Below are 18,712 nucleotides of genomic sequence, written 5' to 3' on the forward strand. Positions count from 1 at the left end.
TGGCAGAGGACTTCAGAATACTGCAGTTTTCATTGCTTTGAGTGGGTCGCGATTGAAAGTGGTCTACTCGAAGCAATGTTGTATAACTAACAAAAGAAACTGGGGATTATTATATATTAGATTTAAACCATTTTTATGCCTTAAATTGACCAATTAGGGGTAGAGTTAAGAGAACCGCAAATTTACAACGAGAAGAAAAAGCCTAATTTCTTAGTGTTTTTAGTAAAGAAATTAGGCTTTCGTTCCTCCGCAATCGCGCCCGATTGTTGAAGATCGTTATTGAACTCAATCACCCGTTAATAAAATATTGTAATTTTATTTATTATAATCTTACCAGTGTACTTGAAGTTTATTACCATTTGGGTCATAAAAGTGGAAAAAGGCATGACCATTATCTTCTTTTATATCCTCGACCTTAACTTGATTATCAATTAAGTGTTGATGAAATTTAGATAATTCTGGACTTGTAAAGCCAATGCTAAATTCTTGTTTATTATCAATTGTAAAATGTGCAAATGTTTCATCTTCGGTAGGAACTAAGATAAGTAAAAAAGGTCCTTCATTTACTTTTAAAATCGCAAGTTCCTCAGTAATGTTTAATAACTGGAGTCCTAATACATCTCTATACCATTGAGCAGATAGTTCTAAATCTTTTACAGGAATTCTAATATAATGTACTTGTTCAATAAATGATTTACTCATAGCCTTCTCTCCTTTATATAATCTGGTATATCAAAAAGTTCCCTTTCTATATACCTTTTTCCTTCGGATTATTGAATTAACCTGCTCCTTTAGTATAAGTACATTTATTCACAATCTCTTCCAAAATATCCACTTGTTTTGAAAACAAGTTACTCAACAATCTGGCCCGATTGTGGAATAAGAAAAAATCCTGCATATCAACACAGGATTTTTAATCAAACTTTATTTTAAATGATCAATCTTTTTTATATAACTACACCTATAACGAGTTCTTTTCCTCCTAAAATATCTTTCGTCATACATCAAATAAAAAAGACCATCAAAAGATGGCCTTTAACAATACTTAATAATGAATACTATTAGTAATGAATCAAAAAGTGTAGTTTTATGATACTCAACTGTGTTTTTAAAGCATAAGAATGTAACCTTCCTTTTTAAAGCATAAGGATGTCACCTTGACACTTTTATGGTTTAAGTCACAAGACAAATAAAAAACCACCAAATATGTATTTGGTGGAGACGGAGGGAGTCGAACCCTCGTCCAGAAACATCGGCACTTAAGCTTCTACGAGTGTAGTCGATATATTCGCGCTTCGCTGATCCTTATGCCTATCGACAGGCGTCCGGTCAGCTAGTCTGGTTGTGCTCTTCCTTTTCCCTCAGACGGTGAGATCCGGCGTAGCCCACTTAGAGTGAGTCCGCTACCCTACCACATGGGCGATGGAGGGGCGAACCGCTAAGCGCTATTAAGCAGCTAAAGCGAAGTTGTTTTGTTGTTTGCCAGTTATAGGCTTTGACGTTTTAACGAGGCCGATCCCCTCGACTCGCGACCTAAGCTCGAACTATCCCTGTCGAATCCGTAGCGTCCCCATTATAAAAGGTCTGCACCGAAGCTTATTCTGCATGCTTACAACTAACGGAATGCTCAAGTTTAGCTGAGCTAAAGTTATGTGTCACTGCCTCGTGACAGTTATTATTATAGCACATCTAACCACAATTTCAATTGTAAGTTTTTGTAAAACAATCCTACATCTTCTGTCTTTCGCGGAAAGCACGGTCTACTTCACGTTTCGCTTCTTTCTTTTTCAGATCTTCACGTTTATCGTATTTCTTCTTACCTTTTGCAAGGCCGATTAACACCTTCGCAAAGCCGTTTTTCAAATATAGCTTTAATGGAACAATTGAATAACCAATTTCCTTCGTGTCGCCGATCAATTTGCTGATTTCTTTTCCGTGAAGAAGCAGCTTTCTTGTCCGCAATGGATCATGGTTGTAGCGGTTTCCCTGTTCGTATGGGCTAATATGCATCCCAATGAGAAAAACTTCTCCTTTTTCAATTCTGGCATACGAATCTTTTAAGTTAACTTTGCCTGCACGAATAGATTTGATTTCAGTTCCCTGAAGGACAATTCCAGCTTCATAGGTTTCTTCTATTGCAAAATCATGATAAGCCTTTTTATTTTGGGCAATCATTTTTCCTGCGCCCTTTGGCATGACATTTCCCCCTTACATTCTTTTCTGCAAGAACAAAACCTTTTGGGGGCTAACTAGCAGAAAGGAATTTTTCGATAACCTCATTGTAGCAAATTTCCAAGGCTCGCTCAATTAAGAGCCTAGGTGGATTGAAAAAGAGAGCCTAAAATTGATAAAGGCCCTCTAATATTATAAACTAACGCTTTTTACTCTTTCTCTTCGCTTTTGGGGCATTGTCGTAAAACTTCTTTTTCTTTCTTGGACTTTTTCCTGAATCTTTGCCATTATTATTTTTTCCTTGGCCTTGTTCAGATTTCCCTTTACGAGGCTTTCGCTCGCTGCTGCCAGTTCGGATAATCTTCGGTAATTCTTTGGAATCCCTTCTCCGAGGGGTCCCCTTCATGCCAACAATCTCAAAATCGATAGAACGCTCTTCCTTATTTACTTTAATCACTCTAACCGTAATTTCATCCCCGATTCGGAAGACATTGCCTGTACGTTCACCAATCATTGCTAGATGGCGTTCATCATAACGGTAGTAATCATCCGTCATATAACTAACATGAATCAGACCTTCAATCGTATTCGGCAACTCAACAAACATCCCAAAGTTCGTAACAGAGCTAATAATTCCATCATATTCTTGGCCAATTTTATCTTCCATATATTCAGCTTTTTTCAGCTCGTCTGTTTCCCGCTCCGCGTCAACTGCTCTTCTTTCCATATTGGAGGTATGCTCGGCAATATCCGGTAATAGGACATTCCATTTTTCTCTTGTCGTTGCATCCAGCTTGCCTTGAATTAAATACGTTCGGATTAACCGGTGGACAATTAAGTCAGGGTAACGGCGAATCGGTGAAGTAAAATGCGTATAAAACTCCGTTGACAGCCCGAAGTGTCCCAGGCTTTCCGGATAATATTTAGCCTGCTGCATCGAGCGAAGCATCACCGTCGAAACTACCATTTCTTCCGGCTTTCCTTGCACCTCTTCGATTATTTCCTGTAATGCCCGCGGATGTACAGCATTGGCCGTTCCTCTAACTAAATAACCAAAGTTCGTAATAAACTCGAAAAATCTTCTTAGCTTATCCTCTTTCGGATCCTCGTGTATACGATAGATGAACGGAACATCCAGCCAATGGAAATGCTCAGCCACCGTTTCATTGGCAGCAAGCATAAACTCTTCAATTAGCCTTTCTGCTGTAGAACGTTCACGAAGAACAACATCATTTGGCTTTCCTTCTTCATCCACAATTACTTTTGCCTCTTTAAAATCAAAATCAATGGCACCGCGCTTCATCCGCTTTTCTCGTAAAATTTGAGCAAGCTCTCCCATAAGCTGAAACATTGGGATTAGCGGATCGTAACGCTTCAGCAGTTCCTCATCCTGATCCTCAAGAATTTTATTCACATCCGAATACGTCATCCGCTCCGTTGTTTTAATCACACTCTGGAAGATTTCATGTGATATAACCTCTCCACTCGAGGTAATTTCCATTTCGCATGATAAGGTCAATCTGTCCACCTGCGGATTCAATGAACAAATGCCATTTGACAGACGGTGAGGAATCATCGGTATCACCCGATCGACTAGATAGACACTCGTTCCCCGGTCAGACGCTTCCCGGTCGATAGGGGAATCTTCCGTCACATAATGTGAAACATCAGCAATATGTACACCGAGCTTGTAATTTCCGTTTGCTAATTTTGTCACGGTAACGGCATCATCTAAATCCTTTGCATCAGCTCCATCAATCGTCACAATCGTTTCATTTCTTAAATCGCGGCGGTTTTCTAGATCGCTTTCCGCAATTGTTTCAGGTGTACTATTTGCATGATTAATCACTTCATCCGGAAAAGCCATTGGCAGATTGTGTTTATGTATGATTGACAGGATGTCCACACCCGGGTCATTTTTGTGACCAAGAATTTGAATGACTTCTCCCTCTGCACTTTTCCTTCCTTCTGGGTAAGTGGTCAGTTTCACTACCACTTTATGACCTTCCACTGCCCCTAAGGATGCATTTTTCGGAATAAAAATATCGCTAGTGAACTTCTTATCATCAGGCAGAACAAAACCAAAATGCTTACTCTCTGTGTAGGTTCCAACAATTTGCTGAATCCCACGTTCTAATATTCGGACGATGGTTCCTTCTCTTCTTTGTCCTGAGCTTTCCGAGCTGACTCGTGCTAGGACGATATCTCCATGCATCGCGTTGTTCGTTTCATTTGGCGGAATAAAAATATCATCCATCCCTGGCTCTTCAGGTATGACGAAGGCAAAACCCTTTGCATGACCCGTTAACTTACCGCGGATCAGATTCATTTTTTCCGGCAGTCCGTAACGATTGCTTCTTGTTCTTACAACAAGCCCTTTTTCTTCCATTTGTACTAATGCCTTGACGAAGTCCTTGAAATCGGATGAATCCTCAATTCCAAATGCCGCCTCCATTTCTTGGACCGTCAATGGCTTGTAGGCTTCATCCTTCATATAATAGAGAAGCTTGTCAATGATCTGTTGAATATTTTCCATTTACTTTTCCCTCCCTCTCGAGGTTCGTTTCTATTATTCTTCCCAATTAAGTCTTTCTAAAAACTGATAGACGTCTTCATGCAGCAAATCTTTCTCTTTATCGAAAGTAATGACATGCCCAGATTCTTCGTACCATTTCAGCTGCTTTAAATCTGTTTCGACTGCGTTATAAATAATATTGGCACTGTCTGTATTAATCATGTGATCATGCCGTGCCTGTACAACAAATGTCGGTGAATAAACTGTATCCACATGCTGACGGACATCCGAGATCAGATTTTGCAGAGCCTTTAATGTTTTCATTGGCGTCTTACAGAATTCAGTCATTTCCTGCTCAATGATCTCTTCGGTTTTTCCTTCCAGCCTTTTATATTCCCGGGCATATTGCAGAATTCCTTCATACATCACTTCTTCGCTTTTTATATACATCGGCGCACACATCGTAGTAATTCCCTTTATAGGTACAGTGTAACCCAATTTTAGTGAAAATACGCCGCCTAATGACAAGCCGCACACAGCTATCTCCTGATGGCCTTTATTTTTCAAAAACTCGTACCCTTCCATGACATTTTCCCACCAGTCATCAGGTCCCGTAGAAATCAGTTCCTCCGGCGGAACCCCGTGTCCTTTATAAAGTGGCGCATGGCAGGTATACCCTTTCCCTTCAAGATAACGTCCAAGCATTCTTATGTCCGCTGTGTTCCCTGTAAATCCATGCAACAGCAATACTGCTCGTTTTCCATTTCCAAAGGTAAACGGCTTCGGTGCTACAATCTTCATTATGTAAGACTCCTTTTTTCTTAACTAAACGTTTGTTTAAAAGCGTATAAACAAACGTTTGATTAACTTGATTATCTATATTTTTAACAAACCAAGGGATTACAATCCAATAAAAACCATCTTTAACAAACGAAAAAAAACCTGACCTTCGTAAGGCCAGGCAATTTTTTATAATGCGAAATACGAAACTAAAATAGTCAGAATAAAGAATAGAACAGAAAGAACAACTGTGATGCGGTGTAGAATTAAATCAAGACCGCGTGCTTTTTGCTTCCCAAAAAGCTGTTCCGCTCCTCCTGAAATTGCACCGGAAAGACCAGCACTTTTACCAGATTGAAGAAGCACCACAAGTATAAGTCCGACAGAAACAATCGCTAATAAAACAATAAATAATGTATGCATCAAGGCCACCTCCTGAAAACGCACAACTACAATATTTTAAATTTATCATATTTTTGTAAGATGTACAATAGTACGGCACGGGATTTACAAATGGTAATTTAAAAAAGAGGAATTCTTATATTAAGATTGAAGATATATGTATATTAAATAAGGAGTGAACATGTTGATTGTAAAAGAAAGAACCATTCCCCTTAAAATTCTAGCTTGTGAAGCATTATTGAATAGGCTGCCACCGAATTTTGAAAAGCGGCCACTAATTGAAAAAGATTTAGCAAAGCGAAAAGCAGGCTTCCGCGGTGAAGTGGCTACTGATTATTACATTAATATTCTTACTGACAAAGAATTCACCATTGTCAAAAATCTTCGCCTATCCAACGGACACGAATACTTCCAGATAGATACCTTTATTCTATCCCCCACATTTGCTCTCATCCTTGAAACAAAGAATATTAGCGGCACCCTCTTTTTTGATTCCAAATTTAAGCAGTTAATCCGATATATGAATGACAATGAAGATGGATTTTTGGATCCCATTACACAAGCTGAAAGGCAAAAGAGAGAATTTAGAAATTGGCTACAACAGCGAAACATTTCAATTCCAATCGAATATTTAGTTGTGATTAGCAACCCGTCCACCGTCATTAAAACAGATCCCAAAAATCATGTAGCTTTTAAAGTAGTCTTACATGCCCATGAATTATTGGATCGTATTGAAAAAATGCAAAAATCATTTACCGAAGAAAAATTTACGCAGCGGGAGATAAAAAGAATAGCCAAACTTCTAGTTACTAGCCACACCCCTGAAAAGGTCATTGTATTGGAGAAATACAAAATCTCTGTATCCGCCCTGATAACAGGTGTCCAATGCCCAAAATGTAGGCCTTCTCCAATGAAACGTATTTACGGAACATGGTTCTGTCCCGTATGTAAGCTCAAAGATAAGGCAGCCCATTATCAAGCTTTAATAGATTACTGCCTTTTAATAGGTTCTTCAATTACAAATCAGCAATTTCGGGAGTTTTTGAGACTATCTTCTCCAGATATTGCAAAAAAGTTACTATTTTCTATGAATTTACCTCATTCTGGTTTAAATAAAGGCCGTATCTATCACCTTGACATCCTTTTAGATAGAGATATCGGTCAGTTTTAATGATATATCGGTCGACTTCACTATTATATCGGTCACTTTTTTGATATATCGGTCAGTTTATCAAATATATCGGTCAATTCACATATAAAAAGGTGACTGCCCCCGCAGTCACCTCCTACTAGTTACTTCTTCAAATTATAAAAACTCTTCAATCCATCATATACCGCTAAATCGCCAAGCTCGTCTTCGATGCGAAGTAGCTGGTTGTATTTTGCAATACGATCCGTACGGGACATAGAACCTGTTTTGATTTGGCCAGCGTTTGTTGCTACAGCGATGTCAGCAATTGTGGCATCTTCTGTTTCGCCTGAACGGTGGGAAACAACGGCTGTGTAGCCTGCACGTTTCGCCATTTCAATCGCTTCAAACGTTTCTGTTAATGTACCGATTTGGTTCACTTTAATTAGAATGGAGTTGCCGACACCCTGCTCAATTCCTTGAGCAAGCTTCTTCGTATTTGTTACAAAAAGGTCATCTCCAACTAGCTGAACCTTCCCGCCAATGCGCTCTGTTAACAGTTTATGACCTTCCCAGTCATTTTCATCTAAACCGTCTTCAATGGAGATAATTGGGAACTCATTAACTAACTCCTCATAGAAGCTCACCATATCTTGAGAAGTTAAGCCTGTGCGGCCTTCGCCAGCTAAATCGTATTTGCCTGTTTCTTTATTGTAGAATTCAGAAGAAGCTACATCCATTGCTAAGTAAATATCTTTCCCAGCTTCGTATCCAGCGTTGCGGATTGCTTCGATAATCACTTCTAAAGCTTCACGGTTTGAGCCAAGGTTCGGTGCAAAACCGCCTTCATCCCCAACAGCCGTGTTAAGGCCTTTACCTGAAAGAACCTTCTTCAATTCATGGAAAACCTCAGTACCCATGCGGATTGCTTCCTTAAAAGTAGGCGCTCCAACAGGCATAATCATGAATTCTTGGAAATCTACGTTGTTATCAGCGTGTGATCCTCCGTTAATAATGTTCATCATTGGTGTCGGAAGCTGCTTTGCATTGAAGCCGCCAAGATAGCGATATAAAGGAAGACCCACAGACTCAGCAGCCGCGTGTGCTGCAGCCATAGATACGCCCAAAATAGCATTCGCGCCAAGCTTGCCTTTATTTTCAGTACCGTCTAATTCGATCATCGTGCGGTCAATGCCAACCTGATCCGTCACATCCATGCCGATAAGCGCTTCTTCAATAATATTATTTACGTTATTAACCGCTTTTTGAACACCTTTTCCAAGGTAACGGGATTTGTCACCGTCACGAAGCTCAACTGCTTCGTATTCACCTGTTGATGCACCAGATGGAACAATGGCACGGCCAAAGAAACCAGACTCTGTAATGACTTCTACCTCTACAGTTGGATTACCGCGGGAATCTAATACTTCACGAGCGTAAACATGTTGGATATATGGCATATCTTTTCTCTCCTTTAAAATCTTTTTTTTAGTAGTAAAAAATTTATTTTTTCACAAGCGTCTTTCCAGTCATCTCAGCTGGTTTCTCCAGCCCTAGCAAATCAAGCATAGTTGGCGCCAGATCACCAAGGATTCCGCCATCACGCAGCTCAATTCCAGCTGCCGTCACAATAACAGGCACAGGATTGGTCGTATGGGCGGTCATCGGGTGGCCATCAAGTGTTACCACTTCATCTGCATTTCCATGATCGGCTGTAATAATCGCTTTTCCGCCTTTTGCAATAATGGAATCCACAACTTTTCCTAAACATTCATCAACCGTTTCTACAGCCTTAATCGTTGGCTCGAGCATACCGGAGTGACCGACCATATCGGCATTGGCAAAGTTTAAGATAATCGCATCAAACTTATCCGCTTCAATTTCCTTCAATAAGGCATCTGTTACTTCATAAGCGCTCATTTCGGGTTTTAAGTCATATGTTGCAACCTTTGGCGAATTAATCAAGATTCTCTCTTCACCAGGGAATTCCGCCTCACGACCGCCGCTCATAAAAAACGTCACATGAGGATACTTTTCCGTTTCTGCAATTCGCAGCTGCTTTAAGCCATTCTGAGAAATAATCTCTCCTAGCGTGTTATCTAAGTTGTTCGGCTCAAATGCTACATATCCGTCTACAGTTTCACTAAAATGAGTCAAACATACGAAGAAAAGATTCTCCGGATGCTTTGTCCCCCGATCAAATGAACGGAAATCCTTATTCGTAAAGGTGTTCGAAATTTGGATCGCCCGGTCCGGACGGAAATTATAGAAAATAACCGCGTCATTGTCTTGAATCGTTGCAACAGGCTCTCCATTTTCTTGCGTTATGACAGATGGAAGGACGAATTCGTCAAAAATCCCATGACTATAATTATCCTCCACCAAATCGACCGCCTTAGAATATGTTGGACCCTCACCGTATACCATGGAGCGATAGGATTTTTCAACCCGCTCCCAGCGCTTATCCCGGTCCATGGAGTAATACCGGCCAGAAATGGTAGCAAATTTTCCAACACCGTATTCCTTCATTTTTTCCTCTGCTGCTTTTATGTAGCCTCCTGCTGTTTGCGGGCCAACGTCACGTCCATCCAAAAAACCATGAACAAAGACGTTCTTTACGCCTTCTTCTGCGGCGAGATGCAGGAGTGCATACAGATGGCTGATATGACTATGAACGCCTCCATCCGACAGCAAACCCATAATATGTAAGTTGGTCCCATTCTTTTTCACATGGTCCATCGCTTTTAAGAAGGTTTCATTTTTATCAAATTTGCCTTCGCGAATGGCCACGTTGACTCGAGTTAAGCTTTGATACACAATCCGGCCTGCTCCAATATTTAGGTGACCTACTTCAGAATTGCCCATTTGTCCTTGAGGGAGACCAACCGCTTCTCCGGATGCCGTTAACGTGGAATGCGGGTATGTATTCCAGAACCGTTCAAAATTCGGCTTCTTCGCCTGATAAACGGCATTTCCTTTATGCTCAGCCCTTAAGCCGAATCCATCAAGAATAATTAAAGCTACCGGGGATTTACTCATACTTCCCTGCCTCCAATAATTGCAGGAAGGATTGCGCCTCAAGACTTGCTCCGCCTACTAAAGCCCCATCAATATCAGGTTGAGCCATATATTCTTTAATATTAGCGGGCTTCACACTGCCCCCATATTGAATGCGTAACGCCTCAGCAGCAGCCTGTGAAAATTGGTCTCTCACTACTTGGCGAATATGGGCACATACTTCATTTGCATCTTCTGCTGTCGAGGATTTCCCCGTGCCAATCGCCCAAATTGGCTCATAGGCAATCACTGTTTGTTTGACTTGTTCTTCTGACAAGCCCTTTAATGCATTTTCAACCTGGGAACCAACAAACGCCATTGTCTCCCCGTTCTCACGCTGTTCCAGTGTTTCACCAACACAGACGATTGGCGTTAGATTGTATTTGAACGCAGCCAAAGTCTTTTTATTAACAGCCTCATCCGTTTCATTGAACATTTCACGGCGCTCCGAATGACCGAGAATGACATACGTTACGCCGATATCCTCAAGTGCTGCAGGACTGATTTCTCCTGTAAAAGCACCGCTTTCCTCAAAATGCATATTTTGAGCACCTATGCCTACACCATAGCCTACTAATGCCTCCAAAAATAGAGCAGGTGCACAAACTACTGTTTCAACCTTATCTTGGTCCGGAATCGAGCCATCGATTTCTTCAAAAAATGCTTTCGCCTCTGAAAGGGTTTTATGCATTTTCCAGTTTCCTGCAATAATTGGTTTACGCATGCTGGCACATCCTTTTTTGATAAAAAAATTTAGGGTTCACCGTTCGGGGGCATTATGACTGCCTTTGATACGGATATTTCCTGTCGAAGGGTGTTATGAAGGGCTCCTTAACTACCTTCCTCACGCTTTCTTCATGACAAAGGGCGTTATGAACGCTCCTTAACTTCCTTTGCCTCGTTTTTTTCATGTCGAAGGGCGTTATGAACTGGCCTTAACTACCTTCACAATGATTTTTTCCTGCCAAAGGGCGTTATGAACGGGCCATAACTACCTTCTCCACGGTTTTTTCATGTCGAAGGTAGTTATGAGCACTCTGTAACTACCTTCCTTATTTATCATTCAACGCAACAACACCTGGTAAAGCTTTGCCTTCCATAAATTCTAGAGAAGCCCCGCCGCCTGTTGAAATATGGCTCATGCGGTCAGCAAGGCAGAACTTTTCAACCGCCGCTGCTGAATCTCCGCCGCCAATGACAGAATATGTTTCGTTAGCTTCTGCTAGCGTTTCCGCCACAGTTCTTGTTCCGTTAGCAAACTTAGACCACTCAAACACACCCATTGGTCCATTCCAAATGACTAGCTTAGAGCCATGAATAACATCGCTATATAGATCAGCTGTCTTTGGACCGATATCAAGAGCCATCCATCCTTCTGGAATCTCATTGATTTCTACCGTTTTAGCATTTGCATTTTGTGAAAATTCATCAGCTATTACCGCATCAATCGGCATATAAAATTTAACGCCCTTTTCCTCAGCCTTTTGCATAAAGGATTTAGCTAATTCAATTTTATCCTCTTCTAATAAAGAGTTGCCGATTTCATGTCCTTGTGCTTTAACAAAAGTAAAAGCTAATCCGCCGCCAATAATTAAATTATCTACTTTATCAAGCAGATTTTCGATGACATCAATTTTATCCTTTACTTTCGCGCCACCAATAATGGCAGTGAAAGGACGTTCAGGATTCGATAAAGCCTTTCCAAGAACATTCAGTTCTTTTTCCATTAAAAGTCCTGATACTGCTGGCAGATAATGAGCAATTCCTTCAGTTGAAGCATGGGCGCGGTGAGCAGCACCGAACGCGTCATTGACGTAGATATCTGCTAATTCTGCAAAAGCTTTTGCCAGTTCAGGATCATTTTTTTCTTCGCCAGGATAGAAACGAACGTTTTCTAATAAAACTACATCGCCTTCTTCCATGGAGTTAATCAATTCCTTCACGGTGTCACCGTAAGCCTCGTCTGCTTTTTTCACATTTTTTCCCAGAAGCTCTGATAAGCGGTCTGCAACTGGAGTCAGGCGTAACTCCTCAACTACTTTTCCTTTCGGCCGTCCAAGGTGGCTAGCTAAAATGACTTTAGCTCCTTGGTCCATTAAGTATTTAATCGTTGGAAGGGCTGCGCGGATTCGAGTTTCGTCTGTTACTTTGCCATCCGCCATCGGTACATTAAAGTCGACACGGCAAAAAACTCGTTTTCCTTTTAACTCCACATCTTTTACGCTCTTTTTGTTCATAGAAAAGGAACCTCCTCTTAACAATGCTAGTCTATAAGGTAAAACTTATTATGTATTAAAAAAACTGCCTATAAAAAAGAAGAGTGGTTTTATTCCCATCTCCTCTTTTCCCTTTATCATTATAGTCGTTTGTTATGTTTATTTCCAATATATTTAGGCACTTGCGTCAATTAACATTCTAGATTCCTTTTTGTGCAATATAATCAACTAGGTCTACCACTCTGTGGGAATAACCAGTTTCATTGTCGTACCAAGAAATTACTTTAATCATATTACCTTCTAACACCATAGTTGATAGGGCATCAATTGTAGATGAGCTTGGATCTCCATTATAATCTCTAGAAACGAGAGGCAGTTCACTGTAGCTTAAGATACCCTTTAGTTCACCTTTAGAAGCTGCTTTAAATGCGGCATTTACTTCTTCAGCTGTTACTTCTTTTTCAAGCTCAGCTACTAAATCAACTAAAGATACGTTAGGAGTCGGAACGCGAACTGCACCTCCATTTAGTTTGCCCTTCAGTTCAGGCAGCACGAGAGATACTGCTTTTGCAGCCCCAGTCGTTGTTGGAATCATGTTTTCAGCAGCTGCGCGGGCACGGCGATAGTCCTTATGTGGCAGATCAAGAATTTGCTGATCATTTGTATAAGAGTGAATGGTTGTCATCATCCCGCGTTTAATGCCAAATTTGTCATTTAAAACTTTCGCGAATGGGGCTAAGCAGTTTGTTGTACAAGAAGCATTTGAAATCACATGGTGATTAGCAGAATCATATTTTTCATGGTTTACGCCCATGACAATCGTGATATCCTCATTGGATGCAGGTGCAGAGATAATCACTTTTTTCGCACCAGCTTCTAAATGCTTCGCTGCGTCCTCGCGTTTTGTAAAGCGCCCTGTGGATTCAACAACCACTTCTACGCCAAGCTCTCCCCAGCCAAGGTTTGCCGGATCACGTTCTGCAATCACCTTAACTTTATGTCCGCTTACTACTAAGTATTCTCCATCAACTAGTACTTCTTCATTTAGTGTTCCATGAACAGAATCGTATTTTAAAAGATGTGCCAGCATATTCGCATCTGTTAAATCATTAACTGCCACAATTTCTACATTTGGATTGTTTAAAGCTGCACGAAATACAACACGGCCTATTCTTCCAAACCCATTAATGCCAACTTTTACTGTCATGATAATTCCTCCCAAAATGTATTTATATATTTAAATTCTTCATTAACTCATTTGCAGCTCCTTCATCTGTTATCAAAACGGTAGATGATGGCGCTTGTTTCAAATAGGAGGCAATTGCTTTTGCCTTCGAAGCCCCTCCTGCGACAGCAAGGATATGGGGAATATGAATTAAGTCCTGAAGCTGAAGTCCAATGGTCTGTACTTTATGTACCACATGGCCGGCTTCATTAAAGTAATATCCAAATGCTTCTCCTACAGCCTGCTCTTTAACGATTAATTCCATGTCATTTTTACTTGTTTTTCGGCGTTCTGCCATTACTATAGCGTCTCCAATTCCATGTAAAACCATGCTGGCAGACTTGATTAATCCTAAGACCTCTTTTATTTCCGGCTCTCTTATCATGGTGCTGTACATCTCCTGGCTGACCTGATCAGGAACATAGAGGACTCTATGGCTAGAATTCGTTCTATCTGCCATTGCAGCACAAATCGTATTAGCTTGATTTTTTACATCCTCACCGATTCCACCTCTTGCCGGAACAAAAAGTAAATCAAATTCAGTAAAATCTGGTGTTAACCTATCAGCGACAGCAGCCATCGTTGAACCGCCGGTAACTGCGATAGAATCTTTTCTTTTGAGGTTTGATTTCATATAAGCAGCCGCTGCTCTGCCAAGCTCACTTTTTACCCATGGAGATTCTTCACTGTCGCCTGGCACAATAATAATTTTTTGAATGTTAAGCGTTTGATGAAGCTTATCCTCCATAGCCTGAATACCTGTTATGTCCCTCAATACTTCTCGGAGCTGATTAAGGAGATCTTTGCCATCGGAGGTCAAACTCATCCCTGCACTAGTGCTCACTAGCAGACTCTGGTCTTTTAAAAATTCAACCTCACTTCTTAGCACTCTTTCGGTCAAGTTAAGGCTAACAGCTAAACTCCTTCTCCCTACCGGCTCCATTAAGCCTATATAATGGAGGATTTGATACCTTTTTTGCATAATGGTCAGTAAATCGGGTAATAATCTTTTTTGAATATCGATAATCGAGTTCATTTTTTTGCCCCTTTACCTCCTATGGACATTATATGTCCCACATAGTCATATTGTGTCCCACTCAGGATAAAAAAAATCACCCTTGCTCTAATTTTATTTTAGCAGGGGCAATCGAATAGTTCAACTATTCTTTAAGGGCTTCTTCTATCGTCCAATTATCAATTTGTCCGTATTGAACCTCGGATCCATCAATTTCAACAACTGGGATCATTAGTCCATATTTTTCAGTCAAATCATCACTCATATCAATATCTATTTCTTTATAATGGAAATCCCATTCTTCTTTTAATTCCATAATGATCGACTTCGCTTTATCACATAAAGGACAGCGATTTCGTGTATAAAGCACTAGAGTACGTTTGTTCACCGCTCTTCTCCTTTTTCATCAATCATATCGTTTTCGCTTTGAGGAAGACGGGATTCCCAGCTGGTCCCGGTACTTCGCTATCGTTCTTCTTGATACAACCATGCCTTCCTGATCCTTCAACATCTGCACTAATTCTTGATCAGACAAAGGCTTTTGTTTATTTTCGCCATCAATGAGCTGGCTTATAATCGTTTTTACTTGTTTAGACGATGTATTTTCGTCAGAAGTCGTTTTAATCGTACTTGAGAAAATGGATCTTAATTCTAAGGTGCCAAAAGCGGTTTGGGCATACTTTTCCCTAACAGCCCGGCTAACCGTTGACTCATGAATATCAAGCTCATCCGCAATCTCCTTCATGATCATCGGCTTTAAATAGGCAGGGCCTTTAATGAAAAATTCCTGCTGCTTCTCAACAATCTTCAAGGAAACCTTTGTTAATGTTTCTTTTCTCTGCTCGATGCTTCTCATAATCCAGAAATAATCCTGTTGATTATCCTGTAAAAAACGTTTAACCTGTTTATCTTTATTGGATGAAAACTTTTTAAAATAGTCATTATTAAAGCTAATTTTCGGCAAAGCTTCATCAAAGACACTTACAGAAAACGAGCTTCCATCCCAATCAATAATCACATCCGGAACAATATAGGCAGACTTCTCATGCTGAAAGGAAGCCGCCGGTCTTGGATTTAATGTTTGAATGAAATCAAAGACCTCTTGAATCTCTGACATCTTTACCCCAAGTTCTTTGGAGATGTCTCTCCACTTTTTGTCCGCAAAACTATTAAAATACTTTTCTATTATTTCTTCAGCCAAATCATTTCTTGGCTGTTTCCTTTTTAATTGCAAAAGAATGCATTCCTGCAGGTTCCGTGCGCCGATCCCAGCCGGCTCTACTCCCTGCAAAAGGGTAATGGCCTTATCAACTTCTTCCTCAGAGATCCGAAAACGGGCCGCCACCTCACTCATTTCCACTCGCAAGTAACCGTTTTCATCCAAGCACTCAATAAGATAATCAAAAACCTTTTCCCCGTTTTGAATCGAATGAACAAGCTTAAAGTCAAGCTGAGACTTAATATGTTCATCTAAATAAGGTTCTATTTTTCCAATCTGTTCAATCCAATGTTGTTTATCTTTTTCTATTTTTTTCTTAGCAGGCTTTGCTCGGTCAAAGCGGGGGTCCATCGCTTGAACGTTCCCTGTTTCAATTTGCAATAAAGGATTTTCCAATGCTTTATTCTCCAGAAATTCAGAAAGCTCCTGCGTATTATACTGCAACAAGGCAATTGCCTGAGTCAGTTCTTGAGTCATTGTTAACTTTAATGTTTGCTGCTGCCATAACCCAGCCTGTAACTTCATTTCACAACCCCCCCTTACCATTCTACAATAACGAGGACGAATGGTGAATGGGAATATACTGGCTAAAGAAGGGATTTGCACTAAAAAAGTCCTATCCCAAGTGAGTTAAACCTTGCTATCTCTTGAATTTTTAATATTTTCTGAACAGATTATTTTTTTTAAATTTTTTCTAGGTCAATTGTAAAATTCATCATTCACACACTCGTGTTATACACTACAAAAATGGGGCTTCATAATAAATTAATTTTTGTACATATTAAAGGTATTCAATTTAAAATGCCCCTAAACTTTTTTTATATGATGCTTTTAGGCAGGTGGTCAAAATTATTCCAGAAGGTTCCAAACATTTCATTGCATATTTTTCAAACTTTTCCTATTTTGTAATCCATTTCAACAGCTTTTACTTCATGATGTTTTATTTTGAACAAAGTGCACTAAAAATACTTAGTTTTTTGTACACTGTGACTGTTGAAGAGGAAATAAGAAAAATATATATTTAGTGATGTAGTAATAAAGGAGGAAATCGGAATATGGAACTACCTGTTAATATTTTGATGTGGCTAATGGCTGCAATACCTATAATAATACTTATTTTACTAATGGTGAAGTTCAATTGGGGGGCTGCAGAAGCTGCACCTATTGGACTCTTGGCTGCATTTATCATTTCCATCGTTTTTTATAAATCAGATCTGCAGCTATTAGGACTGGAAAGTGCAAAAGGTATATGGACTTCATTAACGGTCATTGTCATTATTTTGCCTGCCATTCTTATTTATGAAGTAACTAGTGAGGCAAAGGCATTTGATTCAATCCGGAATGGATTAAAAAAGTTCACGTCTAACGAACTTCTTCAAATTATGGCAATCGGTTGGGTGTTCGCCAGTTTTTTACAAGGAATCACTGGTTTCGGAGTACCAATAGCCGTTTGTGCTCCATTATTAGTTGGACTTGGTGTAAGACCCCTTTGGGCTGTAGTAATTGCTTTATTAGGACAGGCATGGGGTAATACGTTCGGTACATTAGCCGTGGCTTGGGATGCATTAGTTTCCCAAACAGGTATTCAAGGCGGAACAGTAATTGAAGCCGCTGTCTGGGCTTCATTATTTATTTGGATTATTAATATCGCTACTGGTATCACTATCAGCTGGGTCTATGGCCGCTGGGCAGCTGTTAAAAAAGGATTGCCGGCCGTAATCATCCTTTCCTTAATCCAAGGTGGAGGACAAACAATTTTAGCACAAATGAATCCTGCATTAGCAGCATTTATTCCATCATTACTGTCACTTGTTGCTATATTATTTATTGGCAAGCTGAAAATGTACAGAGAATCATGGAGTATTCAAGATAGTAAACTAATGGTTCGTCAAGAGGGAGATAACAAGAAAGAAGAAAATGTCTCCAAAGATCCACTTACCATGAATCAAGCATTCTTCCCTTTTTATGTATTAACAGCTATTACACTGATTGTTTTGCTTATCGGTCCTTTAAAGACATTTTTGAATCAGTGGCAATTAGGTCTAAGCTATCCTGAAACAACGACCGGTTATGGTATGGTGAATCATGCTTATGATCTATTTTCACCTGTCATGCCATTAACGAATTCCGGGTTATTCTTGCTTCTATCTGCTATCATCGGTTTTGTCTACTTTAAGAGCAAAGGCAAAATTGAAAAAGGCGGAGGAACACGGGCTATTAGGAGAACAATTGAAAAAACGATTCCTTCCACGATCGCAGTAATCGCGTTGATTATTATGTCTAAAATCATGGGCGGAACTGGACAAACAACAGAACTTGCTATGGGAACAGCAGGAGTTATGGGCCAGACTTATGTATTTCTAGCTCCAGCAATTGGCGTTCTCGGGTCATTTATGACGAGCAGTAATATGTCCTCCAATATCTTATTTGGCGGATTCCAACAAGCAACTTCCTCGCTTTTACATTTAAATGAAGCAGCCATATTAGGGGCCCATACTGCAGGCGGTGCGATGGGATCAGTATTATCACCAAGTAAGATCATTCTTGGTACAACAACAGCAGGAATCCTTGGTCAAGAAGGGCTAGTCCTTAAAAAGATTTTACCTATTGCGATAGGTGTTGCTCTTTTGATAGGTATTATACTAACGATTACTACACTGTTTATTTAGGAAGGAGATAGTTAAAAATGAGAGATTTTTTTGCAACTAAAGTAGGACTTCAAACAATCGCATTTATTGTTACAATTGTTTCCTTTCCTTTTCTCTATGTGGGAGGTACCCAAGGCAACTCAAGTCTATTGAACATTGGAGTAGTCTTAATGCTCTTAGGCATGTTGGCAGCGCCAGCCATAACATTCTTACATGGAAAAAAAGCGACAAAAAGAGATGGCGGCTACAAAGGAGTTCAGAAGCTCGAAACGAGAGAGGAGTAGACTTCTCACACGACCGAACGTCTGATATTCTACGCTCACTATATATGGGG

Annotated in this window: 16 protein-coding genes and 1 other RNA gene; 3 read left to right on the forward strand and 14 right to left on the reverse strand. The window is 40.2% G+C overall.

Features of this window, described 5'->3' with window-relative positions; all coding sequences use genetic code 11:
• Window positions 1–330 precede the first annotated feature (330 nt).
• The 6 genes from V7127_RS17400 to secG form a co-directional block, all read right to left on the reverse strand.
• Window positions 331–702: a VOC family protein gene (locus tag V7127_RS17400; protein WP_335488188.1), complete on the reverse strand. Its 372-nt coding sequence runs from the start codon at window positions 700–702 to the stop codon at window positions 331–333.
• A gap of 511 nt (window positions 703–1,213) precedes the next feature.
• Window positions 1,214–1,572, reverse strand: a transfer-messenger RNA (tmRNA) gene (gene ssrA / locus V7127_RS17405).
• A gap of 156 nt (window positions 1,573–1,728) precedes the next feature.
• Window positions 1,729–2,196 carry an SsrA-binding protein SmpB gene (gene smpB / locus V7127_RS17410; RefSeq protein WP_335344031.1) on the reverse strand — a complete coding sequence of 156 codons (468 nt, stop codon included), beginning with the start codon at window positions 2,194–2,196 and terminating at the stop codon, window positions 1,729–1,731.
• 175 nt (window positions 2,197–2,371) lie between these two features.
• On the reverse strand, window positions 2,372–4,708 hold the full coding sequence (gene rnr / locus V7127_RS17415) for a ribonuclease R (RefSeq protein WP_335354613.1): 2,337 nt from the start codon (window positions 4,706–4,708) through the stop codon (window positions 2,372–2,374).
• Window positions 4,709–4,741: 33 nt separating this feature from the next.
• The gene (locus tag V7127_RS17420) at window positions 4,742–5,488 is read right to left on the reverse strand and encodes an alpha/beta hydrolase (protein ID WP_335488191.1); all 747 of its coding nucleotides are present in this window, start codon (window positions 5,486–5,488) and stop codon (window positions 4,742–4,744) included.
• A 168-nt stretch (window positions 5,489–5,656) separates the two neighbouring features.
• Complete coding sequence (gene secG / locus V7127_RS17425; RefSeq protein ID WP_335344034.1) at window positions 5,657–5,890, reverse strand: preprotein translocase subunit SecG; 234 nt, start codon at window positions 5,888–5,890, stop codon at window positions 5,657–5,659.
• Between the two features lie 160 nt (window positions 5,891–6,050).
• Between secG and V7127_RS17430 the strand changes: the two genes are divergently transcribed.
• Window positions 6,051–7,040, forward strand: coding sequence for a nuclease-related domain-containing protein (locus tag V7127_RS17430; RefSeq protein WP_335488194.1), 990 nt, complete (start codon window positions 6,051–6,053; stop codon window positions 7,038–7,040).
• A gap of 122 nt (window positions 7,041–7,162) precedes the next feature.
• Here the strand turns inward: V7127_RS17430 and eno are convergent, their stop codons facing one another.
• From eno to rpoN, 8 genes are all read right to left on the reverse strand, one after another.
• Window positions 7,163–8,458 carry a phosphopyruvate hydratase gene (gene eno, locus V7127_RS17435; RefSeq protein WP_335344036.1) on the reverse strand — a complete coding sequence of 432 codons (1,296 nt, stop codon included), beginning with the start codon at window positions 8,456–8,458 and terminating at the stop codon, window positions 7,163–7,165.
• Window positions 8,459–8,501: 43 nt separating this feature from the next.
• Complete coding sequence (gene gpmI / locus V7127_RS17440; RefSeq protein WP_335488197.1) at window positions 8,502–10,037, reverse strand: 2,3-bisphosphoglycerate-independent phosphoglycerate mutase; 1,536 nt, start codon at window positions 10,035–10,037, stop codon at window positions 8,502–8,504.
• A complete protein-coding gene (gene tpiA / locus V7127_RS17445; RefSeq protein ID WP_335344038.1) occupies window positions 10,030–10,779 on the reverse strand; it encodes a triose-phosphate isomerase in 750 nt (249 codons plus the stop codon). Before tpiA ends, gpmI begins: the two co-directional genes overlap by 8 nt.
• A 328-nt stretch (window positions 10,780–11,107) precedes the next feature.
• Window positions 11,108–12,292 (reverse strand): phosphoglycerate kinase, encoded by a 1,185-nt coding sequence (locus V7127_RS17450; protein WP_335488201.1) that lies wholly within the window; start codon window positions 12,290–12,292, stop codon window positions 11,108–11,110.
• 178 nt (window positions 12,293–12,470) lie between these two features.
• The gene (gene gap / locus V7127_RS17455) at window positions 12,471–13,478 is read right to left on the reverse strand and encodes a type I glyceraldehyde-3-phosphate dehydrogenase (protein ID WP_335488204.1); all 1,008 of its coding nucleotides are present in this window, start codon (window positions 13,476–13,478) and stop codon (window positions 12,471–12,473) included.
• A gap of 22 nt (window positions 13,479–13,500) precedes the next feature.
• Complete coding sequence (locus V7127_RS17460; RefSeq protein WP_335488206.1) at window positions 13,501–14,532, reverse strand: sugar-binding transcriptional regulator; 1,032 nt, start codon at window positions 14,530–14,532, stop codon at window positions 13,501–13,503.
• A 124-nt stretch (window positions 14,533–14,656) separates the two neighbouring features.
• Window positions 14,657–14,899, reverse strand: a complete 243-nt coding sequence (locus tag V7127_RS17465) for a glutaredoxin family protein (RefSeq protein WP_335488209.1) — start codon at window positions 14,897–14,899, stop codon at window positions 14,657–14,659.
• Window positions 14,900–14,917: 18 nt separating this feature from the next.
• Window positions 14,918–16,255, reverse strand: coding sequence for an RNA polymerase factor sigma-54 (rpoN, locus tag V7127_RS17470; protein WP_335488212.1), 1,338 nt, complete (start codon window positions 16,253–16,255; stop codon window positions 14,918–14,920).
• Between the two features lie 530 nt (window positions 16,256–16,785).
• Here rpoN and V7127_RS17475 point away from each other — a divergent pair.
• The gene (locus V7127_RS17475; protein WP_335488215.1) at window positions 16,786–18,399 is read left to right on the forward strand and encodes an L-lactate permease; all 1,614 of its coding nucleotides are present in this window, start codon (window positions 16,786–16,788) and stop codon (window positions 18,397–18,399) included.
• A gap of 17 nt (window positions 18,400–18,416) precedes the next feature.
• The gene (locus V7127_RS17480; RefSeq protein WP_335488218.1) at window positions 18,417–18,662 is read left to right on the forward strand and encodes a hypothetical protein; all 246 of its coding nucleotides are present in this window, start codon (window positions 18,417–18,419) and stop codon (window positions 18,660–18,662) included.
• Window positions 18,663–18,712: the final 50 nt, after the last annotated feature.

This window comes from Bacillus sp. JJ1773 (genome assembly GCF_036962035.1).
Lineage (GTDB): Bacteria > Bacillota > Bacilli > Bacillales > Cytobacillaceae > Cytobacillus.